At 48.4% G+C, this 22,792-nt stretch carries 23 protein-coding genes; 16 read left to right on the top strand and 7 right to left on the bottom strand.

The window, feature by feature from the left end:
* Window position 1: 1 nt before the first annotated feature.
* The 3 genes from HMPREF9439_RS06450 (at window position 2) to HMPREF9439_RS13080 (ending at window position 1,311) form a co-directional block, all read left to right on the top strand.
* The gene (locus HMPREF9439_RS06450; RefSeq protein ID WP_217176399.1) at window positions 2–838 is read left to right on the top strand and encodes a transporter substrate-binding domain-containing protein; all 837 of its coding nucleotides are present in this window, start codon (window positions 2–4) and stop codon (window positions 836–838) included.
* 142 nt (window positions 839–980) lie between these two features.
* Complete coding sequence (locus tag HMPREF9439_RS13085; RefSeq protein ID WP_008864216.1) at window positions 981–1,127, top strand: entericidin A/B family lipoprotein; 147 nt, start codon at window positions 981–983, stop codon at window positions 1,125–1,127.
* Between the two features lie 37 nt (window positions 1,128–1,164).
* Entirely contained in the window at window positions 1,165–1,311 is a 147-nt protein-coding gene (locus tag HMPREF9439_RS13080) for an entericidin A/B family lipoprotein (RefSeq protein ID WP_008864215.1), read from the top strand.
* A 164-nt stretch (window positions 1,312–1,475) separates the two neighbouring features.
* Here HMPREF9439_RS13080 and HMPREF9439_RS06445 read toward each other — a convergent pair whose 3' ends face one another.
* The 5 genes from HMPREF9439_RS06445 to HMPREF9439_RS06425 all read right to left on the bottom strand — a co-directional run bounded on the left by HMPREF9439_RS06445 (window position 1,476) and on the right by HMPREF9439_RS06425 (window position 6,820).
* Entirely contained in the window at window positions 1,476–1,769 is a 294-nt protein-coding gene (locus tag HMPREF9439_RS06445) for a DUF5666 domain-containing protein (protein WP_008864214.1), read from the bottom strand.
* A gap of 63 nt (window positions 1,770–1,832) precedes the next feature.
* Window positions 1,833–2,129: a DUF5666 domain-containing protein gene (locus HMPREF9439_RS06440; RefSeq protein WP_008864213.1), complete on the bottom strand. Its 297-nt coding sequence runs from the start codon at window positions 2,127–2,129 to the stop codon at window positions 1,833–1,835.
* A gap of 225 nt (window positions 2,130–2,354) precedes the next feature.
* On the bottom strand, window positions 2,355–3,854 hold the full coding sequence (gene putP / locus HMPREF9439_RS06435; protein WP_008864212.1) for a sodium/proline symporter PutP: 1,500 nt from the start codon (window positions 3,852–3,854) through the stop codon (window positions 2,355–2,357).
* 115 nt (window positions 3,855–3,969) lie between these two features.
* A complete protein-coding gene (moaA, locus tag HMPREF9439_RS06430) occupies window positions 3,970–5,073 on the bottom strand; it encodes a GTP 3',8-cyclase MoaA (protein WP_040603483.1) in 1,104 nt (367 codons plus the stop codon).
* 262 nt (window positions 5,074–5,335) lie between these two features.
* The gene (locus HMPREF9439_RS06425; protein ID WP_008864210.1) at window positions 5,336–6,820 is read right to left on the bottom strand and encodes an FAD-dependent oxidoreductase; all 1,485 of its coding nucleotides are present in this window, start codon (window positions 6,818–6,820) and stop codon (window positions 5,336–5,338) included.
* Window positions 6,821–7,006: 186 nt separating this feature from the next.
* On the opposite strand from HMPREF9439_RS06425, the gene HMPREF9439_RS06420 reads away from it, so the two are divergent.
* From HMPREF9439_RS06420 to HMPREF9439_RS13565, 5 genes are all read left to right on the top strand, one after another.
* A complete protein-coding gene (locus tag HMPREF9439_RS06420) occupies window positions 7,007–7,915 on the top strand; it encodes a LysR family transcriptional regulator (RefSeq protein WP_008864209.1) in 909 nt (302 codons plus the stop codon).
* A complete protein-coding gene (locus tag HMPREF9439_RS06415) occupies window positions 7,894–8,694 on the top strand; it encodes a LysR family transcriptional regulator (protein WP_008864208.1) in 801 nt (266 codons plus the stop codon). Before HMPREF9439_RS06420 ends, HMPREF9439_RS06415 begins: the two co-directional genes overlap by 22 nt.
* A gap of 81 nt (window positions 8,695–8,775) precedes the next feature.
* Window positions 8,776–10,185: a 3-isopropylmalate dehydratase large subunit gene (gene leuC / locus HMPREF9439_RS06410; RefSeq protein ID WP_008864207.1), complete on the top strand. Its 1,410-nt coding sequence runs from the start codon at window positions 8,776–8,778 to the stop codon at window positions 10,183–10,185.
* Between the two features lie 3 nt (window positions 10,186–10,188).
* Window positions 10,189–10,797, top strand: coding sequence for a 3-isopropylmalate dehydratase small subunit (gene leuD / locus HMPREF9439_RS06405; protein ID WP_008864206.1), 609 nt, complete (start codon window positions 10,189–10,191; stop codon window positions 10,795–10,797).
* Window positions 10,798–10,811: 14 nt separating this feature from the next.
* Window positions 10,812–10,946: a hypothetical protein gene (locus HMPREF9439_RS13565; protein WP_008864205.1), complete on the top strand. Its 135-nt coding sequence runs from the start codon at window positions 10,812–10,814 to the stop codon at window positions 10,944–10,946.
* A 69-nt stretch (window positions 10,947–11,015) separates the two neighbouring features.
* On the opposite strand, the gene HMPREF9439_RS06400 is transcribed toward HMPREF9439_RS13565, so the two are convergent.
* Both HMPREF9439_RS06400 and HMPREF9439_RS06395 read right to left on the bottom strand, forming a co-directional pair.
* Entirely contained in the window at window positions 11,016–11,846 is an 831-nt protein-coding gene (locus tag HMPREF9439_RS06400; protein ID WP_008864204.1) for an SDR family NAD(P)-dependent oxidoreductase, read from the bottom strand.
* Window positions 11,847–11,858: 12 nt separating this feature from the next.
* Entirely contained in the window at window positions 11,859–12,575 is a 717-nt protein-coding gene (locus HMPREF9439_RS06395) for a dihydrofolate reductase family protein (protein WP_087941996.1), read from the bottom strand.
* Between the two features lie 198 nt (window positions 12,576–12,773).
* Between HMPREF9439_RS06395 and HMPREF9439_RS06390 the strand changes: the two genes are divergently transcribed.
* From HMPREF9439_RS06390 to HMPREF9439_RS06355, 8 genes are all read left to right on the top strand, one after another.
* A complete protein-coding gene (locus HMPREF9439_RS06390; RefSeq protein WP_008864202.1) occupies window positions 12,774–13,139 on the top strand; it encodes an ACT domain-containing protein in 366 nt (121 codons plus the stop codon).
* Between the two features lie 204 nt (window positions 13,140–13,343).
* Window positions 13,344–14,423: an alpha/beta hydrolase gene (locus HMPREF9439_RS06385; RefSeq protein WP_008864200.1), complete on the top strand. Its 1,080-nt coding sequence runs from the start codon at window positions 13,344–13,346 to the stop codon at window positions 14,421–14,423.
* A 343-nt stretch (window positions 14,424–14,766) separates the two neighbouring features.
* The gene (locus HMPREF9439_RS06380; RefSeq protein WP_008864198.1) at window positions 14,767–15,732 is read left to right on the top strand and encodes an alpha/beta hydrolase; all 966 of its coding nucleotides are present in this window, start codon (window positions 14,767–14,769) and stop codon (window positions 15,730–15,732) included.
* 12 nt (window positions 15,733–15,744) lie between these two features.
* Window positions 15,745–16,722, top strand: coding sequence for an aldo/keto reductase (locus tag HMPREF9439_RS06375; RefSeq protein WP_008864197.1), 978 nt, complete (start codon window positions 15,745–15,747; stop codon window positions 16,720–16,722).
* Window positions 16,723–16,735: 13 nt separating this feature from the next.
* Entirely contained in the window at window positions 16,736–17,578 is an 843-nt protein-coding gene (locus tag HMPREF9439_RS06370; RefSeq protein WP_008864196.1) for an aldo/keto reductase, read from the top strand.
* Window positions 17,579–17,592: 14 nt separating this feature from the next.
* Window positions 17,593–18,642 (top strand): alpha/beta hydrolase, encoded by a 1,050-nt coding sequence (locus tag HMPREF9439_RS06365; RefSeq protein WP_174260300.1) that lies wholly within the window; start codon window positions 17,593–17,595, stop codon window positions 18,640–18,642.
* A gap of 75 nt (window positions 18,643–18,717) precedes the next feature.
* Window positions 18,718–21,225 carry an excinuclease ABC subunit UvrA gene (locus HMPREF9439_RS06360; protein WP_050789282.1) on the top strand — a complete coding sequence of 836 codons (2,508 nt, stop codon included), beginning with the start codon at window positions 18,718–18,720 and terminating at the stop codon, window positions 21,223–21,225.
* 92 nt (window positions 21,226–21,317) lie between these two features.
* Window positions 21,318–22,772: a replication-associated recombination protein A gene (locus tag HMPREF9439_RS06355; RefSeq protein ID WP_008864193.1), complete on the top strand. Its 1,455-nt coding sequence runs from the start codon at window positions 21,318–21,320 to the stop codon at window positions 22,770–22,772.
* Window positions 22,773–22,792 lie beyond the last annotated feature (20 nt).

Raw genomic sequence — 22,792 nt, 5'->3', positions numbered from 1 at the left:
TATGACACATAATTTTCGATTATTGATGAAGTTCGGCCTGGGCCTTTTCCTTGCCGGTTCTGCCTCTCTTATGTTGGTCGGATGCGATAAAGCGCCGAGCCGCAATTCCGCTTCGGCTTCTCAAGATCACCTGGCAAGAATTAAATCATCCGGTGAATTGAAGGTCGGCTTAGAAGGGGACTGGCAGCCGTTCTCCTTCCACAATGAAAAAGATCAGTTGGTCGGATATGACGTTGAAGTCGCTCAGAACTTAGCCAAGAAATTGGGAGTCAAAGCCAAGATTGTTGAAGGCCCCTGGGACGGTCTTTTCGCCGGTATGGATACGGGAAGATATGACTTGGTGATTAATGGTGTAGACGTTACGCCTGACCGCGCGAAAACTTATGATTTCTCCACACCTTACGCCTATGACCGCACGGTGCTAATTACACGGTCCGACAACAACGATATTCACTCTTTTAATGATTTGAAAGGTAAAACTACCGCAAATTCTATTGGCTCGACATACCAGGAGATCGGCGAAAAGTACGGAGCCAAAGTCAGCGGTGTCGATACTCTGGCTGAAACGCTTCAGATGGTTAAAAACAGACAGGTACAGGCAACTATCAACGCCTCCACTTCTTACGGGGACTACATGAAGCATCGTCCCGATGAACCTTTGAAGATTGCAGCTACGATGGATAAAGTGACGGAATATGCCATTCCGATGAAGAAGGGTGAAGACAACGCATCACTGAAGAAGGCAATCGACAATGCTCTTCAGGAAATGAAGAATGACGGAACGTTATCCAAACTATCCGTGAAATATTTCGGCGCGGATCTGACAAAGCCGAATTAATCATTTCGGACTGTCGAATCCAGTTTCTATTCTGAACGGGGCTTCTCAAAAAAGGAGTCCCGTTTTGAATCAGTTAGGACGGTCTTTGATCGGGAAAGGCTTAAATTAACCACATCAAGAAAAAGATTTTTCGGAGGAAAAAATGAAGAAATGGGTACTGATGGTTATGGCCGCTGCCTTTACGCTTTCTGTATCAGCTTGTTCTACTGTAAAAGGTGTTGGCCAGGACGTTTCAGCCGTCGGCGACGACATTGATACCGCAGCAACTGCTGTGCAAAAGAAACTTTAATGGGTGCCGCTAGTTAATCATTGCAATAGAGGTAGATATGAAAAAGTTTTCACTGCTTGCTATTTTGGCTGCTTTTTTGATCGGACTTGCCGGATGCAATACGGTTAAAGGAGTGGGCAAGGACGTAGCTGCGTTAGGTAATGGCGTAGACCACGCTGCGACTACCGTTTCAAATAAGATGTAATTGAAATCTCCGCAAGTGTTGAATGCACTTGCTTAAAAAATCTCGTCCGCGTTGCCTTCACGGGACGAGATTTTTTTAAGCCCTTTCTAAGAATTTACAGGCTGGTCAGCCAAAACTCTCAAAAAGTCAGGAAAAGGTAAGGGGGCTAACGGCCCTTAGAGACCTTATTTATGGCAGCGGGTCTCATTTTTGATTTCCATCTCGGAAATAAAAAATTCACCGCGGTGATCAATATCACCTTCTACTTTGACGCAGGCGCCTACGTCAAATTTGTGGCCGCCGTGGCTCTCAACCTTTGTACGAGCGTCAGCTTTGAAAGTCTTGCCTCCGATAACCCAAGTCGGATTTTGTGCTGAGGGCATCTTTTCAATTTTTCCGTAAAAAGCATCATCGTCCCCGGCAGCGAAAGCGGACAAAGAGAAACTCAGAGCGGCTAAAGCAAGAAGAAATTTTTTCATTTGGTTTTCAAAAAAATCGGACAAAGAAAAAGCAGCTCGAAGGCTGCTCGACTCAATTAAAAATTAACGGCAGCGATTGTCGCGTTTCTGTTCGATTTCAGAAACGAAGAAGTTACCCTCACGGTCAATGTCGCCTTCAACCTTAACGCAGGAACCGACGCCGATCTTCTGATCGCGGCGATGATCGATCTTAGTGCGTTGGTCAGCCTTAAATGTCTTACCGCCGATAACCCAATCACCGTTTCCGGTTGCCGGCATCTGTTCAACTTTGCCATAGAAGCCGTCGTAGTCGCGGGCAGAAGCTGTGCCCATGATCAAACCGGCAGCGGCAAGGGGAAGTAAAACTTTAACTAATTTCATATAAAACTCCTATTTCTTAAATTTTCCTGGTGACGGAGATTTTACGGGGTTACTACTAATTCACCTAGTAAAAATTGTGCGAATTGAGCGGGGAGAAACGGAATGAAACAACTGAAATACTTTGTTTACTAAAACTAAGGGAATCAGAAAGTTAAGGAGCCAAAAACTTCGGTTGGGACATAAAAAATCGGGCCGAAGCGGCCCGATCTGAGAGTTACTTAGTTGTTAAGCAAGCTGTTTCTTAACATCTTCAAGCCTGTGCTGAACTTTGTCGAAGGTTTCGATCATAGTGGCCGACGGCTTGTTCGGGTCAAGCAGGCTGACTACGATGATGGCAATGAAGGAGAGCACGAAACCAGGGATGATTTCGTACATGCCCCACCATGCACCCTGGTGCCAGACGAGAACTGTCAGAGCCCCGACGATAATGCCGACCAATGCACCGTTGCGAGTGACGCCTTTCCACAGAAGAGAAAGGATGATGATCGGGCCGAAGGAAGCGCCGAAGCCGCCCCAGGCATAGCTGACCAAAGAAAGAACAAGGTTGTTCGGATCCGTAGCAATCAAGATCGCGACAGCACTGACGGCAACCACGGTCAGGCGGCCGATCCAGACGAGCTCTCTCTGAGCAGCATGCGGACGAATGAACACGCGATAGAAGTCTTCTGTCAGTACGGAGGAGCAAACCAGAAGCTGGCAGGAAAGGGTACTCATCACGGCTGCCAGAATGGCGGAGAGAAGAATGCCGCCGATCCAGGGATTAAACAGTGTCGTAGAAAGAATCATGAATACGCGCTCATGGTTTTCTGCAACGGCCTTGCCGAGATCCGGATGGGCAGAGAAGAAAGCAGATCCGAAGAAGCCTGCAGCAACGGCGCCGGAGAGAGAGAAGATGAGCCAAATCATGCTGATCTTGCAGGCGCGCGGCATAACGGAAGCGTTCTTGGCTGCCATGAAGCGAACCAGAATATGCGGCTGACCGAAGTAGCCTAAACCCCAGGCAAGCAGAGAAATCACGCCGATGAAGGTTTGGCCCTGAAGCATATTGAGGTGCGTCGGGTCAACGGATCTGACCTGTTCAACCGTTGCTGTAAAGCCGCCTAAGTCGATCATCACGGCAACCGGCGCAATGATGAGCGCTAAGCACATCATGGCCGCCTGGATGGTATCGGTCCAGCTGACAGCCAGGAAGCCGCCGAGGAATACATAAGCCAGAGTGGCAAACGTACCGAAAATTAGAGCAGTGGAATAGGGAAGATCTAAGACGATTTCAAAGAGTCGGGCGCTTGCGACCATGCCGGAGGCAGAGTAAATCGCAAAGAAAAGCAGAATCACGACAGCCGAGATAATGCGCAGCAGGCGGGATTTGTCTTCAAAGCGATGAGAGAAGTAGTCCGGAAGCGTCAGAGCGTTGTGTGCGGTTTCGGTATAGACGCGAAGCGGAGCGGCAACGATGAGCCAGTTGGCCAGCGTGCCGAGTGCCAAACCGATGGCGATCCAGGATTCGCAGATACCGGAGAGGAAAACCGCGCCCGGCAGTCCCATCAGGAGCCATCCGCTCATGTCGGAAGCGCCCACGGACAATGCGGTAACAACAGCGCCTAAACGGCGGCCGCCCAAGATATAGTCGTTGAAATTTTTGGTGTAGCGCCAAGCCACTAAGCCGACAGCCACCATGACGACCAAATAGGCGAAGAAGGTGATTGAGATTGGTGAGAAATTCATTTTTAGACTGAAACAAAATTTACCTTATGTTTCAATCATAACGAAGGAGGCGAGTCTGTACGGAATCCCAAAAACAAATTATCGAAAAGTCAAGGAAAATCCGAGAGCATTAATCCTAACCGCCGATATAAGACATCTCAATTCGTTTGCCGGCCCTGGCTTTGACGGTCTCTTCCGTACGAATTTCGGAGTAGTGTTCGTCTCGAGTGGTCCAAATTCGTCCGATCGCTTGTTCGATTTCTTCATCCGAGGCACCGCCGCGGAGCATCTGACGAATATCGAAGCCTTCCGTCGCAAAAAGACATTTGTAAAGTTTGCCGTCAACAGACAAACGAATACGCGAGCATTCTTTGCAGAAAGGTTCGCTCACAGACGAAATGAATCCGAGCTCACCGCTGCCGTCCTTGTAGCCCCAGCGAGTGGCGACCTCGCCTGTGTAATTCGGATCTAACGGCTCAATCGGATAAACGCGGTTGATCTCTTCGACGATCTGGCGGGAAGGGATAACATCGTCAAGCCTCCAGCCGTTGGAGGTGCCGACATCCATGAACTCAATGTAACGGACAATGATGCCGGTGCCTTTGAAGTGCTCGGCGATTTTGATGAGTTCTTTTTCATTGACTCCGCGTTTAACGACGACATTGATCTTGATCGATGGAATGCCGGCGTCTTTTGCGGCCTGAATTCCGGCAAGCGTCTTCTCAATCGGGAAATTGACGTCGTTGAGATCCTTATAGATCTGGGGATCCATAGCGTCCAGTGAAACAGTCAGGCGTTTAAGTCCGGCGGCAGCTAAGGATTTTGCTTTTGCGGACAAGGCAGCACCGTTCGTCGTCACAGCCACGTCAAGCGGTTTGCCGTTCCAAGTTTTGAGTTTGGAAAGCTCCTCGATCAGAAATTCGATGCCTTTTCTGAGCAGGGGTTCTCCGCCCGTCAGGCGAATTTTTTCGATGCCGTTGGCGGCAAAGATTTTGCCCAGACGAATGATTTCCTCAAAAGAAAGAACTTCGGTGTGGGAAAGAAAGCAGTGATCTTTCTCGAATTTTTCCTTCGGCATGCAGTAACGGCAGCGGAAATTACAGCGGTCAGTAATAGAAATTCTGACATCGCGTAAAGGGCGTCCGCGGGAATCAATCCAGTGCGTATCGTCACGACGGATTTCACCGACCAGCGGGACCGTTTTAGTTGCGGCCTTAATTGGAATAACACGAGAAGACATGCTTACGGTTTCAATTCGACGAAAAAAGTAGACTGATTATAAGGATTCTCGCTTAATCACTGCTGACTTATTTGAGCATCGGCAACTGAATACGGTTTGCGAGTTCTTTCGAAACCTTTTTCTGAGAAGAACGAAATCTCAAATCTCGACCAAAAATATTTGATTCTGAAACCATACTGGCTGCGAAAACAAAAAAGCACTGCAGAACATAAGTTCTGCAGTGCAAGCACAACCGGGGAGAGTGGCTGTGAATCGCCGAAAACTAGCCTCTCATCGCTTTAGCTCGAGCCAATGCTTCTCGAGCAGCGATACGTCCCCATATCACGGCGGCCGTTAATTGAGAACCGTCGAGGTAGTTGTCGTAGAAGATACCGCCGACAGCGTTACCGGCGCCGTAAAGTCCGGGAATCGGCTGACCTTCGGTATTGATGATCTGAGCTTTGGGATTGATCTTCGGACCGCCGAAAGTTGCTGTCATGCCGCCGGCAAACATGAAGCCGTAGAAGGGCGCCTTTTCGATGGTGTAAGGCTTTTCAAGCGTGGTCGGAACAGCAAGTTTGTCGGTCGTGCCGTTATGGACTGCAGCATTGAATTCTTTGACGGTTTTTTCAAGCGTTTCAGCGGGAACGCCCATCTGTTTTGCAAGTTCGGCAATAGTATCTGCCTTGTAGATTTCAGCCTTTGCTTTCTGGTAGCGCTTGATTCGTCTCGCAACAATCGGTTCATCGACAACGCGGGAATCAATAACGATGAAAGCTCGGTTTTCTTTGATCAGCTTCGGCGTGTTCTGGCCCACGTAAACGTAAGTCTGACCTTCGTCGATATAGCGTTTGCCTTGCGGTGTGACGCAGATGCCGAAGTTGACCATGTTGGACGGGTTAGCGCGTGTGGTCGGGTGGATCGGACCGGCGTGGAATTGATCCATATTCACATACTGAGGGAAGAAGGGCTGAGTCAGTGTGTAGTTTTCGCCGGTAATGATTGCCGAGCCTCTTAACGGCATCCAGGCAACATTGCCGCCCATATAGCGAGTGACCAGGTCTTTGTTGTTGTGGAAACCGCCTGTGCAGATCACAACACCGCCTTTGGCTTTGTAGGTGACGGGACCGTTCGGACCGACAGCTTTTACGCCTGTGCAGTTAAGAGATTCGTCGCGAAGAAGTTCTACGGCTTTGGTACGAGTGTGGATAGGAATATTCAGCAGTTTGCATTCGTCGAGCATATTGCGAAGCAGCTGGTTTCCGCCCGGCGTTAATTTACCGCCGACTTCATGGCATCTGCCGAGCATTGGAGCGATCTGAACGTCGATCGGTTTCCATTCCATGTGGATTCTGTCCGTGAGCCATTGAACGACATCAGCACTCTGTTCGGCAAACATTTTGGTGAGAACCGGGTCGCCTCGATACATAGAGACTTTCATCAGATCGTTGTAGAAATCTTCAACTGTATCTTTGATACCGTCACGTTTCTGGACCCAGGTGTTGGTTGCATTGAAGTTGCCGCCGGCATAAATCGTGTTGCCGAAGGGTCCGAACATTTTTTCGAGCACAACCACTTTTGCGCCGAGGTCAGCGGCTTCAATAGCAGTAGTGAGTCCCGCGCAGCCGGATCCGATCACGACAATGTCATATTCCTGAACGTTCTGATCTGAGGATTTGGCCGCTTCTGCGGCTTCGGCGGTTTTCAGTAAACCTGCAGTACCAATAGCAGAGAGGACGGAATTTTTGAAGAATTTGCGGCGATTCATTTTGACTCCTTTGAGTTCGTTTGAAGAGATTGATGCCAGTTTATTTATAACCAATAACCTTCAGTAAAACGCAACACTAAAATCGCTTAAACCAAGTAAAACTACTGAGGAATATTGAATTTATTGAGCATTAAGTGAAAAATTAAAGAGTAGATTTTTGAAATCTCAATCTTAGTGTTGCGAAATATGAGAGATTTGATCCAGGCGCAGGAAATATTCTGTGAAGCGGTTCGGCTGAAAAGCTTCTACCAGGGAGCCCGCTCTTCCCACATGAGCGAGGAGAAAGCCTCCAGATTGATCGACGAACTGGAAGCGAAACTTGGGCGATCTTTATTTGAGAACAGGAAAAAAGGAAAACCGACTTCAGTGGGGTTGAAGTTGTTTCGGCAATGGAGCCCGTCTATTTCTCAGCTCAAACTTCTTTCTTCTGATACTGAGGTTTCTGCGGATACCTTGCACTTCGCCTTTCCGTTTACCACCGGTGCCGTGGTGTTTTCGTCGCTGACTACTTTGTTTGCCGAGCGGTATCCGAAGGTTAAATTTGATATTCAGCTTGCAACCGGTTCAGGTTTGCCCGTTTGGTACAACACCGATTTGCGAGTGGTCCACGATACTTACAGCTACGAAGACGTCAGAGAGTATTTTCTTGCCGATGCCGTAAGAATCGTTTGCGCCACACCTGCATGGATCAAAACACATCCGGTTTCTCGGCCGAAGGATTTGGAGAGATATCAGGTCTTTGGTGCTCGAGATGCCGTGGAGCGTCGGAGTGTTCGATTTACGAAAGGAAGCCGGGAGGAGGTCGTTCTTTTTCATCCGCAGATCGTTTGCAGAAATAATCTGGCTGCCCTTCATTGCTCACTCACCGGAAAGGGAGCAGCTCTTTCCGTTCCCCGATTTTTAGCCCAGTCTTTCCTTAACAGCGGAGAATTGGTGCGGCTTCTTCCGGATTGGAACGTTTCCTCCCTGCCGCTGCGAGCAATTACTCCCAACCAAAAGCTGGTGAACCCGATTATCGAAGAATGGGTCAAGTATGTTCAGGCGTCCTTGGCGTCTCAAAGAGAGAATTTCAAATGTCCGGACAAGTCAAATTAAGCGATTGGAAGATCTTCGAAGTTTTGGCTGAAAAGGGTAGTTTTCGGAAAGCTTCCGAAGTTCTAGATCTTGACTCCGCCAACATCAAACGATCCCTGGACAAACTGGAGTCAGCATTGAATCTGAGGTTCTTTACTCGATCCCCTCGAGGTCTCAGGCTGACTGATGAGGGAATCGCCTACCAATTCAAAATAAAAGAACTGATGGCGCCGCTTGAAGTCGAGTTGGCTGAACCTAAGCCCAAGGTGGTTTCGGTTCAATATGATGCAAGAATAAGTTTTTCGCGCTTGTTATTGCTCCTGAGTCGGTACAGGCAAATCGATTCCGGTTTGATTTTTGATTGTTCCGGCGACGGAAAGAACACGGAGGACTATCTTTCCGTTCAGCTGCAGCCGGGAAAAGGACTTCAAGGATTCAGACGTTCAGCTGTCATTAGTCCAAGACTTTTGAGCGGAAAGGCTAAGCCCATCACCTTCAGGCAGCTATCCGAATTTCCTTACGTTGCTTTGTCACGAGATTTGGATTCCGAACCATTGAACAGACTAAAGCCGACTTTAATCGTCAACGGAGCCGATGAGGCGATTCGCTCTGCCGTACTAGGCTTGGGCTTTTGTTTTGTCTTTTCGGAGAACACAGTTCTTCAATTGGTTACAGCAGGATCATTGCTATTGCTTCCGATTGAGCTTCCGGAAGATGGCTGGAATCTAGAAATTAATTCGTCGTCTAACGAATTAGCTCACTTCTTTACTCATCACCGAAATCTCTTGCTTACTAAGTAAAGCAGTTAAGGGGTGATATGAAAAAAGGTCTGCGCGAACGAAAGCAATAGTAAAATTTTAGAGATCCCATGGAGAAGCAAAATGACCACAAAAACCTTGTACGACAAGATAGTCGATCTTCATACCATTGAAAAACTTTCGGCAGATGGCATTGAGAGGCTCGTTTATATTGATCGCACGGTTGTAAACGAATACACCAGTCCGCAAGCCTTCTCTCTGTTGAGAGAAAACGGCTTAAAGGTCTGGCGCCCGTCAGCGACGTTAGGCACGATTGATCATGTGAATTCCAGCGCACCTGACAGAACGGAATTCCCGGCAGAAGAAAATGCCTGTACACAAGTCAAGTACTTGATAAAGAACGGCTCGGACTTTGATTTTGAAGTTCTCAACAACGGAAATCCCAAGCAAGGTATTGAGCATGTCGTGATGGTAGAACGCGGAAAAGTCCTTCCCGGAATGCTGATCGGCGCCGGAGACAGCCATACCGCTATGTACGGTGCACTTGGTGCTGTTGCCTATGGCATCGGAACGTCCGATATTTATCATTATCTGGCTACTTCTACGCTTCGATACAAGAAGCTCAAGAATATGCGCGTTCGGGTCACCGGTGTCAGAGGCATTTCTGTCACAGCTAAAGATATTGTTCTTTTTATCGTAAAGAAGCTGGGAGCCGGCGGCTGCACAGGCCATTGCGTCGAATTGTGCGGTCCGGTGATCAGAGATCTATCCGTTGAAGAGCGTTTAACGTTATGCAACATGGCCGTTGAATGTGCTGCTAGGTCTTCGATCATCGCGCCGGATCAAAAAGTCTTTGACTATTTAGAAGGCAGAGAATTTGCGCCCTCAGGCGAAATGTGGCCCAAGGCAGTGGAATTTTGGAAAACGCTCAAATCTGACGAAGATGCTGTATTTGATAAGGACGTCGAGATTGACATCACGGGTCTCGAGCCTTCCGTTACCTGGGGTACGAGCCCCGATCAGAACTGCTCGATTTCCGAATCTATTCCTGATCCTGCTTCAATCTCTGATCCGAAGATTCGTGCTGATTACGAAAGAGCGCTGAACTATATGGGTCTTGGAGCTGGACAGAAAATTAAAGGACTTCCGATTACTCATGCCTTCATCGGTTCCTGCACGAATTCCAGAATCGAGGATCTCCGAGCAGCAGCCGAAGTTCTGAAGGGCAAAAAACTTGCTCCTGGCGTTAAAGCCTTTGTTGTTCCGGGAAGCACACAAGTCCGTGTGCAGGCAGAAAAAGAGGGCATTGATAAGATTTTTAAAGATGCCGGATGGGAGTGGCGAAATTCCGGATGTTCGCTTTGTCTGGCAATGAACGGCGATATCTTGGGCGCCGGTGACAGATGCATTTCTGCGACAAACCGTAATTTTGAAGGACGGCAGGGCGTTCAAACCAGAACCCATTTGGCAAGTCCGGCGATGGTTGCTTTGGCGAGTGTTAAAGGTTTTATCGCTGACATCAGAGAGGAGTAACTCATGGAAAAATTTGAAAAACTCACTGCAGTTGCAGCTCCGATGCCCGCTTCTAATATCGACACGGACATCATCATGCCGAAGGCATTCCTGAAGCGTATCGACAAGGAAGGCGTCCTAGAAGGTCTGTTCCATGATGTTCGCCTTTACGAGGACGGAAGAGAACGAGAAGGTTTTGTATTGAATCAGCCTGAATACCGAAGCGCGAAAATTCTTGTGACGGGATCTAACTTCGGATGCGGCTCTTCCAGAGAACATGCCGTTTGGGGATTGGAGAAGCGAGGCATCAAATGTCTGATCGGTTCTTCTTTTGCCGGGATCTTCTTTGATAACTGTGCAAACAACGGCGTTCTCGCCATTGTGCTTCCGAAGGAGACAGTTTCTGCGCTCATTCAGGAAGTTCAAAACTCCGAATCGAAGAACGTTACCGTTGATCTAGAGGCTCAAACCGTGACGACTCCCTCGGGCGCCATTTTGCATTTTGAGATCGAGCCGTCTAGAAAAGAAAAACTTCTCCAAGGCTTAGATCCGGTGGCTTTGACACTTAAGTCGGAAGAGAAAATCAAAAACTTTGAAGAAGACTACTTCAAGAAGTTTCCCTGGCTGGCATAATCAACCAAGATAACATGAAAGGTAAGACTCCGGATGCGGCTTGGTCTGTGTTCTTAACCAGTGCCGCTACGCTGCAGATTCTCTACTTCCTGAGCTGCAGGTTGCCAGAGAAGATTAATTCTAAATTGATTCCGAAACTTACTGAATAAAAGAAGCGGCTCTCTTTAATTGAGAGCCGCAACTCTTTATTCGTCGGGTTTCCAGACAAAGCCCAGAAGTTAAGCATCAAGGCTTTCTGAAGCTTCTTTCCATTTTTGAATTTCTTCGGCGCGGTCTTTGACAAATTTTTCGCCGATTCCTACAGCCATAGAACCCAAGAGGATGTGGTGAGGGGTGTCCGGTCTTTGAATGATGTCGGTGATCAATTTGCAGGCGCGGCCCATATCGCACCATTTCATATCGACCTTAGAAAGGTCGCTGATTTTGACTTTTCTCTTGTTCGCCGTACCGTCGTAGGCTGCAATACGATTCGGATTGATGTCGATCGAACGATCAAAGAAGTCTGTCTTGAAGGGGCCCGGCTCAACCACCATGACCTTAATGCCGAGCGGCTCAACTTCTTTTCTTAGTCCGCAGGACAAACCTTCTAGCGCGCACTTGGCAGCGCCGTAAAAAGCCGAACCGGCAGAGGTATCCAGAGCGGCAATCGAGGAATAGTTAATAATGGCGCCGGAGCCGGCTTTTCTCATGTGAGGAAGAACAGCCTGGATCATTCGAACAGCACCGAAGAAATTCGTGTTGAATTCAGCATAGATCTCTTCTTCGGTGCATTCTTCGACTGCGCCGCGCAGGCAGTAGCCGGCGTTGTTGATGAGAACGTCGATCTCGCCGAACTTTTCAATCGCTTCTTTTACAGCGGAATCGATGGTGTCTTTTTTAGTGACATCCAACCGCAGGCATAAAGCCGTCTGAGGATATTTTTCTGCGAAATGCTGAATCGTTTCAGGTTTTCTCGTTGTCACAACCACTTGTTCGCCTTCGGACAGGAGTGTTTCAGCCAAATTTTTACCAAATCCGGATGAACATCCGGTAATCAGCCATGTTTTCATACTTAATCCTAATTATTTGCGTTCATAGAAAAGCCACAAACCTTCCGGTTCGATCTTCTGTATTTCCTTGAGTTTGAATTCGATCGGAGAAATCGCGTGCTTGAAAAACGATCCGGTCTCAAAAGTTGTCGGCACAGAGCCTGAGCTATCGACGAAAGGAATAACGACCAAGCTCAGTTTGTCGATCAGTTTTTCGTTGGCAAACGTTCCGTTTACCAGTCTGCCGCCCTGCAGGGAAATTCGGTGGATTCCGAAAATCGACTTCAGTTTTTCCATCGGCTCAGTCAAGCGGAACTCAGTACCGCGTGAAATGAGGTAGGCGATACCTTTTTGTTTAAGAAGGTCAAGATATTCTTTTGAAGCTTGAGACGAAGTAATAACAATGATTCTTGCGTCTTCAAGACCCTGTCTTCCCACAGGCTTGCCGGATTTCCAGGGAATCTCACCGAGTGGGTCAATGACGACGACAAAGTAAGGTGCGTCTTCTCCGCAGATGTAATCCGATTCATCTGTGGCGGCAGTTGATCCTTTAAAGGTTTCCTTGTCTTTTCCAACGAAAATTTCCTTTGCTGTGGAAGCACCGTAAGCCGTTGCTTGTGTCCCAAACTTTTGTTTTGTCTTAACGTAAAACTCTAAATATGGTCCGAGTCCTTCTGCGGCAAAGGATTGTCCCGCGATTTTTCCGTCTATAGTACTGGCCATATGACAAATGACTTCTGGTCGATCCATTCTCCCTCCTTTTTTCAACTAACTCATTATGGGGAAAAGAGAATCTTGTTTCTTACCTAAACTTCTCGGTTAGTTGTCTAATGATCTCAGAGTTGAATAGGTTGTTTGATTGATGGACATAACGATTGCCTTTCAAAGGATCAAAGACGGTTAGACTAACGAAGACCTTTCCTAATCGGCTTGTCGGAGGACACGCAAATGAAGCTTAAAACACTTGACCAAGAACTGTCAGTTTGCAAGGTAGTCTCTATCTCCGACATTGATCTGAACGGTAAGTTCTTTTTCATCGGCAAAACTGACGAAGAAATCTCACTTGTATGCCTAACGTCAGACGTTCCAGAAAACACCACGGATCGCGTCGATGGCTGGAGAACATTTCGGATAGAAGGTGTACTGGACTTTTCCTTGATCGGTATCTTGTCCGAAATATCTAAAGTTTTGGCAGACAACAAGATCGGAATATTTGTTGTCTCAACCTATAACACCGACTACATTTTGGTGAAGAAAGAAAACCTTCAGAAGGCGCAGCAGGCTTTGAAGGCTTCTGGCTACGAAGTGGCCTAAAACCGATTATCCGGCTTTCGTAAGAGCCGGAAAAATACCGGTGACAGATGAATACATCGTGGACCGCTGATTTTTGCTTATTTTTCGACAAGCGAAAAAATCTAAAATAATCGAGCAAATACCAAACACTCTTTGACAATTGTCATTCTCTGCTCTCCTGCAAAATTAAGTATGTATTAATACAAATCTCAAGCAGGAGAAATCATGAAGCTTCGTCAAACAATAGTGCTTTCAGCACTGACGGCGCTGACCGCCGTTTCGCTTTCCTCAGCCGTATACGCTGCTCCGACAGTTCCCAACCGTCCTCAAACCACGATGACGGAAATTACAACAAGAGACTTCACGACATTCAAGGTTCCTGAATCCGTCAAACTGTATCACGTCAGCTTCAGCAATCAATACGGTATGGAGGTTGTCGGATATCTTTTCGTACCAAAAGATCTCAAAGGCAAAGCTAAAGCCATTGTGATCGGCCATCCTATGGGTGCTTCGAAAGAACAAGCAGCTTCCAATTACGGCGCGGCCTTGGCAGAACACGGTTTTGTGACCTTAGCGGTTGACCAGCAGTTCTGGGGTGAATCTTCGGGCTATCCTCGTCACGCCATTTCTCCTGATCTGTATGCCGAAGCTTTCAGCGCAGCCGTTGATTTCCTTGGTACTAGGAATTTTGTGAACCGCAATAAAATCGGTATCTTAGGTATTTGCGGTTCCGGCAGCTTTGTGATCTCGGCCGCCAAGATCGATCCACGTATGAAGGCCGTGGCTACGGTCAGCATGTACAACATCGGTGAAATGCGCCGCAGCGGTATCCGCAATTCTGTTTCTTTAGAGCAGCGCAAGAAAGTCATCGCCGATGCAGCCGAACAGCGCTACTCTGATTTCACCGGCGGAGATCAAGTCCTTGTGGGCGGCTCCCCGTTTAAAGTTGATGAAAAATCTCCGGCGACTCGCCAGCATTCCTATGCTTTCTATCGTGATCGCGGCAAATTCATTCCTAAAGGCGAGAAGTGGGAAGAGAATACCCGTTCAGATAAGGCTTCGAACGTAAAGTTTATGAACTTCTACCCGTTCAACGATATCGAAACCATTTCTCCGCGTCCGATGATGTTTGTGATGGGTGAGAAGGCTCATTCGAGACCGTTCACACAAGATGCATATGCAAAAGCAGCGGAACCGAAGAAATTGGTTGAGGTTAAGGGAGCCGGCCACTTCGATTTGTATGACAAACCGGAATACATGCCGATCAATCAGCTCGTTGAGTTTTTCGATAAAAGTTTGAACTAACTGAACAGTTCCTATTGAAGCGAGCCTGATCTCTGTCGAGTTCAGGCTTCTTTTTCGAGGGTGATTCGAAATAAAGTTTCCCATTTTGAGGATAAAAACCTTTGCCTAAAAATTTAAGCTTTTCCTTCCGAAATTAGGGGAGATTCAGGAAGGCCAAAAGAATCGACACTTGGAAAACCCCGAAAAATGATGAAAGGCAGCAAGAAATATTTATCGCAAAACCTTTTATCTGATTTTCTTGCCGTTTTTGGACCGATTCCCGGAGGGTTCTCAGCAGAGGGGTTCGAGAGGTTTTCTCTTGGGTTCGATTGGCTCAAAATACTCAACGACAAATGGTGCACAGATGCAAAGACGTAATTTTTTAAGTAGCATTTTTGCGACCTTGTTCGCCGCAAAAACCGTTGATGCAGAAGAAAGAAAACTTTCTCCTGTAGCATCGGAGGAACATAAAACGAAATTCGATGAAAATACTTTGCTGGACACAATCAAAGATGATCCGGCTTTTTCCGGCTATTCAAATTTGCTCTTTCCAAGAGGCCGCACCGCAGGCCTAAGGCTGAGAGAGGCAAGCAGACTTCTTCCTTATCACAGTTATGTGATGCCGAAAGAATCTGCTGAAGTGCTGAATTACATGAAAGATGAAGTCCTAAAGGGAAAGAAGATCTTCTACCCCTTAAAAACAGCTTCAAACGGCAGACCGGTTGCGGGACTCTTCTTTTTCCGCGGTAAGCCGGATGCGCCTTTCGCGATTATTTGCCCGGGCGGCGGATTTCAATACGTCGGCGCGATTCACGAAGGTTTTCCGATCGCGAAGTTCCTTGCCGGAAAGGGCATCAATGCTTTTGTGATTGTCTATCGTGACGGCAGTGCGCAAGCCGCGTGCGACGATTTGGCTCAAGGCATCGACTTCATCTTTGACCACGCAAAGGAACTCCAAGTTTCAACTAAAAATTATTCTTTGTGGGGCGGCTCCGCCGGCGCCAGAATGGCGGCCTATCTCGGAAGCTACGGCGCGACCGAGCTCGGCGGCAAAACAAAACAGCGTCCGAGCGCCGTCATTATGGAATATACGGGTCACACGGATATCAGCGGTACAGAACCCGCAACTTTTGCTGTTGTCGGAGACCAAGACGGTATCGCAAGCTCCTGGACCATGGAACAAAGGATCAATCGTCTTAAAGCCCAGGGAACGCCGGCCGAATTCAGACTCATTCGCGGCATGCCGCACGGATTCGGCTTAGGAACAGGAACACCTGCCGAGGGCTGGGCACAGGAAGCGCTCGACTTTTGGCTTAAGAATTCAAAATAAGGAAAAGATGAAATGAAGACAAGAAAGTTAAGTGAAGGATTGGAGGTCTCGGATCTCGGTTACGGCGCCATGAGCCTTTCTCATGGGTACGGCGAAGCGACAGATAGAAAGGACGCCGTAAAGATTCTGAGGCAGGCGCTTGACTGCGGCTACACCTATTTTGATACCGCAGAAGTTTACGGCCCCTACATCAATGAAGAAATTGTCGGGGAAGCCTTAAAACCTTTCCGCGATGAAGTGGTTATTTCTACAAAATTCGGCATCTCTTTTTCCGAATACACCCACGGCGACATCATTCCTGACGCTCGACCGGAAAAGATTCGTCAGTCGGTTGAAGGTTCTCTGAAGCGTCTACAGACCGAAACCATCGATCTTTATTTCCAGCATCGCATCGATCCGAAGGTCGAACCCGAAGTCGTTGCCGAAGTGATGGGCGAACTGATTAAAGAAGGCAAGATTCGTCATTGGGGCGTGTCCGTGGCGCCGGAAGAATACATCCGCCGTGCACACAAAGTCACGCCGATCAGTGCGGTTCAGGATCGTTATTCCATGATGGCCAGAGGAATTGAAAAGTTGTTCCCGACATTAGAGGAATTTGGCATCGGCTTTGTTGCTTATTCTCCGCTGGCTAACGGTCTGCTTTCCGGCGCCTATGAAAAAGCGACGAATAATAAGTTCGAAGCTGTGGTCGATTACCGCTCGCGCATGCCGCAGTTCACTCCGGAAGCAATGAAGAAAAACGAAGAGCTTATGGCGTTCCTGCAGAAAACCGCGGAAGAACACAGAGCAACCATGTCTCAGCTGTCTTTAGCTTGGATGCTCGGCAAACATTCTTGGCTCACAGCGATCCCGAGCAGCCGTAGACTCGAAAGAATCGTAGAAAACGCCGGCGGCGCAGTTGTCAAACTCTCTGCAGAAGAAATCAAGGCGATTGATGAAGCCCTCGATAAGCTGCCTAAGTCGGATATTTTCGGTGTCAAGAACAATTAAGGAGGTTTTGAATATGCTTTATAAGACTCTTAAGAACGGCGTCAAAATGCCGATGCTCGGTTTCGGTGTCTTCCAAGTCACCGATCCTGAAGGATGCCGCAAAGCCGTCCTTTGTGCTTTAGAAAACGGCTATCGCTCCATTGATACAGCTCAGGCTTACGGAAATGAAGAAGCCGTCGGCCAAGCCATTAAAGACAGCGGCATTCCGAGAGATGAGCTGTTCATTACCACAAAGCTTTGGATTACCGATGTTTATTATGAAGGTGCAAAGAAAGCCTTTGCCGCTTCCTTAGAAAAACTCGGCCTTGACTACCTTGATCTTTATCTGATCCATCAGCCGTACCACGATTATTACGGCGCATGGAGAGCCATGGAAGAATTTCTGAAAGAAGGGCGCGTTCGTGCGATCGGTGTTTCCAACTTCGATATGGGCAGAATCGCTGACTTAGTGGCTTTCAATGAAGTCAAGCCGGCCGTCGATCAGATCGAATGCAACATCTTTAATCAGCGTCATTCCGACGAGGAATACCTGAACTCCAAGGGCATCGCGATGGAAAGCTGGGCTCCGTTTGCCGAAGGCAAGAACGATCTTTTCCATAATCCGGAGCTTCTCAAGATCGGCGAAAAATACGGCAAGTCTATCGCCCAGGTTGTTCTTCGCTGGCAGCTCCAAAGAGGCATCATCTGCATTCCGAAGAGCGTCAACCCCGATCGTATTCGCCAGAATATCGACGTCTTTGACTTCGAATTGACTGCCGACGATATGGCCGCGATTAACGCTTTGGACCAGAAGAAGACCGCTTTCTTCGATCACAACGATCCCAAGATGGTGGAATGGCTCACGAAACTCCATTAATTCCGAGACAAACCATGAAGAAAACTTTACTCGCAGTTTTGCTTGGCTCCTTCGCTCTGGCTTCCTTCGCTCAGCCGATCACGATCGAGAAGCAAGGAGCATTCTCTGCGGGCGGTACAGTCATCGAAGCAAAGAAGACTTTCGATCCGTACCACCCGGAACCGGACGCCATGCCGCTGCACGGCGATCACGCAAACATCATTTATCAAATTCCAGCCCATGCAAAGCCTGTTTCTTTAATGTTCCTTCACGGCGCCGGGCAGTCCATGAGAACTTGGCAGACCACGCCGGACGGGAGAGAAGGCTTCCAGAGCGTGTTCCTGCGTAAAGGCTACCCGGTTTATTTGATCGATCAGCCTCGCCGCGGTGATGCTGGCAGGGCAACGGTCGATGGAACGATTAAAGCAAGCCCGGATGAACAGTTCTGGTTCGGTCAGTTCCGTATGGGTTTATGGCCGAAGTTCTATGACAACTCTGCCTTTGCAAGCCAAAAAGATCTCAACTCCTTCTGGCGCCAGATGACGCCAAATACAGCACCGTACAATGACAAAGTCATCGCCGATGCTGTGACAGATGCTTTGAAGAAGACGGAAGGCACAGTTCTTGTCACGCATTCCCAGGGTTGCGGACCCGGATGGCTGATCGGAACCGAAGCAGGGAAGAATCTGAAGGGCATCATTGCCTTTGAACCGGGTTCCGGCTTTATTTTCCCGGAAGGCAAAGTGCCTGCACCGATTTCCAACAACAGATTCTTCGGCCCGACAAAAGCAGTCGGCGTTCCCCTTAGTGAGTTCAAAAAGCTGACAAGGTTCCCGATCCTCATCGTATACGGTGACAATATTCCCAAGACCGAAGTTAAGAATCCGTACCAAGATTACTGGAGAGCAGCTTCGACAATGGCTCAGGAATTTGTCAACGCCGTTAATGCCGAAGGCGGTCATGCTAAAGTGTTCCATTTGCCGGACATCGGCATCAAGGGCAATACGCACTTTCCGTTCTCCGATAAGAACAGCGCAGAAGTCGCCAAGGTAGTGGAAAAGTGGCTTAGCGATAACGTTAAGTAATTGAGCTTTAGAAGGTCGGTCAGAGACAAAATCTTTGGCCGATTTTTCTTTGTATTGAATGAAGGTGGAAAGGAAATGAAGGACGACATCCTGGTAAGAGGCGCAAAAGTTCACAATCTCAAGAATATGAATGTGGATATACCGCTCAATGAGCTGGTAGCGATCTCAGGTCTGTCCGGTTCCGGAAAGTCCTCGTTGGCATTAGGCGTGCTCTATGCCGAAGGGTCGCGCCGTTACTTAGAAGCGTTGTCTGCCTACACACGCCGGCGCCTGACGCAAACTCAGGACGCAAAAGTTGATTCCGTAGAGAACATTCCGGCCGCTCTTGCCCTACATCAAAGACCCTCCACACCGGATATTCGAAGCACGTTCGGTACACTGACTGAGCTTTTCAATTCCGTCCGACTGATGTTCTCCCGACTCGGCTCGCACCGCTGTCCGAACGGGCACTATCTTCCTCCGACACCGGCAGTCGCCCTCGGCCAGAAACTCAAATGTCCCGTCTGCGGCGTTGAATTTGATGCGCCGAGTGCCGAAGACTTTTCTTTCAATAGTTCCGGTGCTTGTCCGACGTGCGGAGGCACAGGAATTGCAGTTACGGTCAATCGGGCGAGTCTGGTGCCTGATGAATCGCTGAGTATTGACGACGGTGCGGTTAAACCATGGGGCACACTCATGTGGTCGTTGATGACGGAAGTCTGCAAGGCTATGGGTGTACGAACGAACGTTCCCTTTAAAGATTTAACACCGGAAGAAAAGAAAATCGTCTATGACGGGGGCGCCGTTAAAAAGCATATCGTCTATACCAACAAAGGCAGCGGTCAGGCTGTCCCGCTGGACTTTACGTATTTCAATGCCGTCCGTACGGTTGAGAATGCGCTCTCGAAAGTCAAAGACGAAAAGGGGATGAAACGCATTGAGAAGTTCCTGACCAAAGGACAGTGCCCTGCCTGTCATGGAACACGCTTTAATGAACGAGCACTGTCGACCAAACTCATGGGCAAAAACATCGCAGAAGTCTGCGCGATGACGCTCTCAGAACTGGTTGTCTGGGTGAAGAAGATACCCGAACAAATGCCCTCTGAAATGAAGGATATGGCCCAGAGTATCGTCAACGAGTTCTTGAGGACAGCTGAACGGCTGACGAACCTCGGCCTTTCCTATTTGTCTTTGGACAGAGCCGGCGGCACGCTGTCAAACGGAGAGCTTCAGCGCGTTCAAATTTCTCGTGCGGTAAGAAGCGACACGACAGGTGTTCTTTATGTTCTCGACGAACCTTCAATCGGACTTCATCCATACAATGTGGATGGCCTGATGAAGATTGTTCGGGAGTTGGTTGATCGCAAAAACTCGGTCGTTTTGGTTGACCACGATCCGAGAATTTTGATGGACGCGGATCAATTGATTGAAATCGGTCCCGGCGCCGGTAAAGAAGGCGGACGAATCGTCACGCAGGGAACTCCTTTGGAGGCTGAAAAGAATCCTCATTCTCTAATCGGTCCTTATCTGTCAGGTAAAGAATCTTTGAAAGTGCGCACTCGAGCCACAGAAGAAAATATGTTCGAGAATGGTTCGGTCAAGATTAAGACAAAGCCGTTCTATACCGTCAAAGCCTTGGATGTTTCTATCCCTAAAGGTCGAATGATTGCTGTCACCGGTGTCTCAGGTTCCGGTAAAACTTCCCTTGTTATTGAATGTCTGGTACCTGCGCTTCAGGCAGTTATTCGAGGCTCAAAACTTCCTGAGCATGTTTATTCGCTAGAGGCTAAGGGTATTCAATCCGTCAAAGTCATCGACTCTAAGCCGATCGGAGCAAATGTTCGATCTACGGTTGCGACATATGACGGCGTATTCGACGACTTAAGGAAATTGTTTGCCAGAACACCGGATGCAAAGGCGAAAGGATTAAAAGCCGGAGATTTTTCTTACAACACGGGCAAATTGCGATGTCCCGTTTGCGACGGAACCGGCATTATCTCCATGGACGTTCAGTTTCTTCCGGATGTCGATACCATCTGTCCGAGCTGCGGAGGTTCCCGCTACGGCAAAGAAGCCTATGACATTTTGTGGAAGAGCAAGGAAAAGGATTCCGTGTCGGTCTCCCTTCCGGGTGTACTAAAACTGACGGTGGAAGAGGCCGCTGATCTCCTGCATGAAGAAACAAAAATCGCTAAGCAGCTCAAGATTCTTCAGGATTTGGGCGTGAGTTACCTTACTCTCGGAGAAGCCATGCCTCCATTATCCGGCGGTGAAGCTCAAAGGCTAAAACTCGCTTACGAGATGGAGATGCCTCAGCAGGGTTCCGTATTTGTTTTCGACGAACCGACGATCGGTCTGCATCCTCAGGACGTTAAGAAACTGATATTGATCTTTGATCATCTGATTCAGTTGGGTGCAACGGTGATTGTGATTGAGCACGACTTAGAGCTCATCACCAACTGCGACTACATCATTGATATGGGCCCTTGGGGCGGAACGGAGGGCGGAAGAGTAGTGGTTGAAGGAGCGCCCGAGGCAGTGGCGGCATGTCCCGAAAGCATCACCGGAAGATATCTCAAGAAAGTGCTGTCGGAAGACAAATAGCGTACAGTCAATTCACTAATAAGTCTTTAGCCGTTCAGCAGATTTTTAGAAAATATCCGAAAATATCGCAAAGAATTTTTGAGTGCTTTTTCATGGAAACAGATCTCTTCGGAAATCCGGACTCGCCTGACACAATTAAAAACGCTGCGGCGGAAGCCGCTAAAGCGACCCGTAAGGCTGCGCCTAAAGATCAGGCTTCACCTTTGGCGGAACGTCTTCGTCCTAAAACGATTGACGAAGTTGTGGGTCAAAAGCATCTGCTTGGCCCCGGAAAACCCTTGAGAAGTGCATTTGAAAACGCACATCCGCACTCCATGATTTTGTGGGGGCCTCCCGGTGTCGGCAAAACCACGCTTGCCCGTTTGATGGCTGATGCTTTCGGTCTTCCGTTCATTTCGATTTCTGCCGTTCTCGGCGGCGTGAAAGATATTCGGGATGCGGTGGAAAAGGCTACAGCGAATAGAGAAAAAACAGGCCGTTCAACGGTAGTTTTTGTGGACGAAGTACATCGCTTTTCAAAGAGCCAGCAGGATGCTTTCCTGCCTCATGTAGAGAGCGGACTCTTTACTTTCATCGGAGCAACTACAGAAAATCCAAGCTTCGAAGTGATTTCAGCGCTCTTGTCCCGTTCGACGGTTTATGTGCTTGAGTCTCTCAAAGAAGAAGACTTAGAAGAGCTGCTCCATCGTGCGCTTGAGCGCGAATATCTGGGCCTTAAAGTCAATGAAGAGGCTGAGAAAATCCTCATCGGACTTGCTGACGGCGATGCCAGACGCTTCCTGAACGCTCTGGAAGTTTCCGCCACGATGGCAAAAGATCGAGGCATTAAAGTCATTGATGAGAAGTTCGTTCGAGCAGCATTACCTGCAACGATTCGCCGATTTGATAAGGGCGGTGATAACTTTTATGACCAAATTTCCGCTCTGCATAAATCCGTTCGAGGATCAGATCCCGATGCGGCTCTGTATTGGATGTGCAGAATGCTCGACGGCGGCGTGGATCCCTTGTACATTGCACGGCGCTTAATGCGGATGTCGATCGAAGATATCGGCTTGGCTGATCCTCGCGGAATGGAGATCACGACCAATGCCGTTGATATTTACGAAAGACTCGGCTCCCCGGAAGGTGAGTTAGCCCTAGCCAATGCGGTTGTGTATTTGGCCTGTGCTCCGAAGTCAGTCTCGGTTTACAAGGCATTTAATAAGATGAGGGCGTTTGTGAAGCAGGACGGAACTCGTCCCGTTCCGATGCACATTCGCAACGCTCCGACAAAGCTCATGCAAAAAGTCGGAAACGGCGCCGGTTATCGTTATCCGCCGGATGAACCCGGATCCTTTGCCGCCGGCGTTAAATACTTTCCGGATGATATGGACGAGATTCGGGTTTACAAACCTTCGCCAAGAGGCCTGGAAATCAAGATCGGCGAGAAACTCGCTCAGTTTCATGCGTTGAACGAGGAGGTCAGAAGAAGCGGCGATATGCCAAAAGGCAGAAGTGTCGGAACGAAACAGGCCAGCGAACCTGACCCGAACATTCACACCGAATAAAAATAAGTGAGCCTCGCAAA

This window comes from Parasutterella excrementihominis YIT 11859 (assembly GCF_000205025.1).
Lineage (GTDB): Bacteria > Pseudomonadota > Gammaproteobacteria > Burkholderiales > Burkholderiaceae_F > Parasutterella > Parasutterella excrementihominis.
This window is presented reverse-complemented; position numbering and strand designations above follow the sequence as displayed.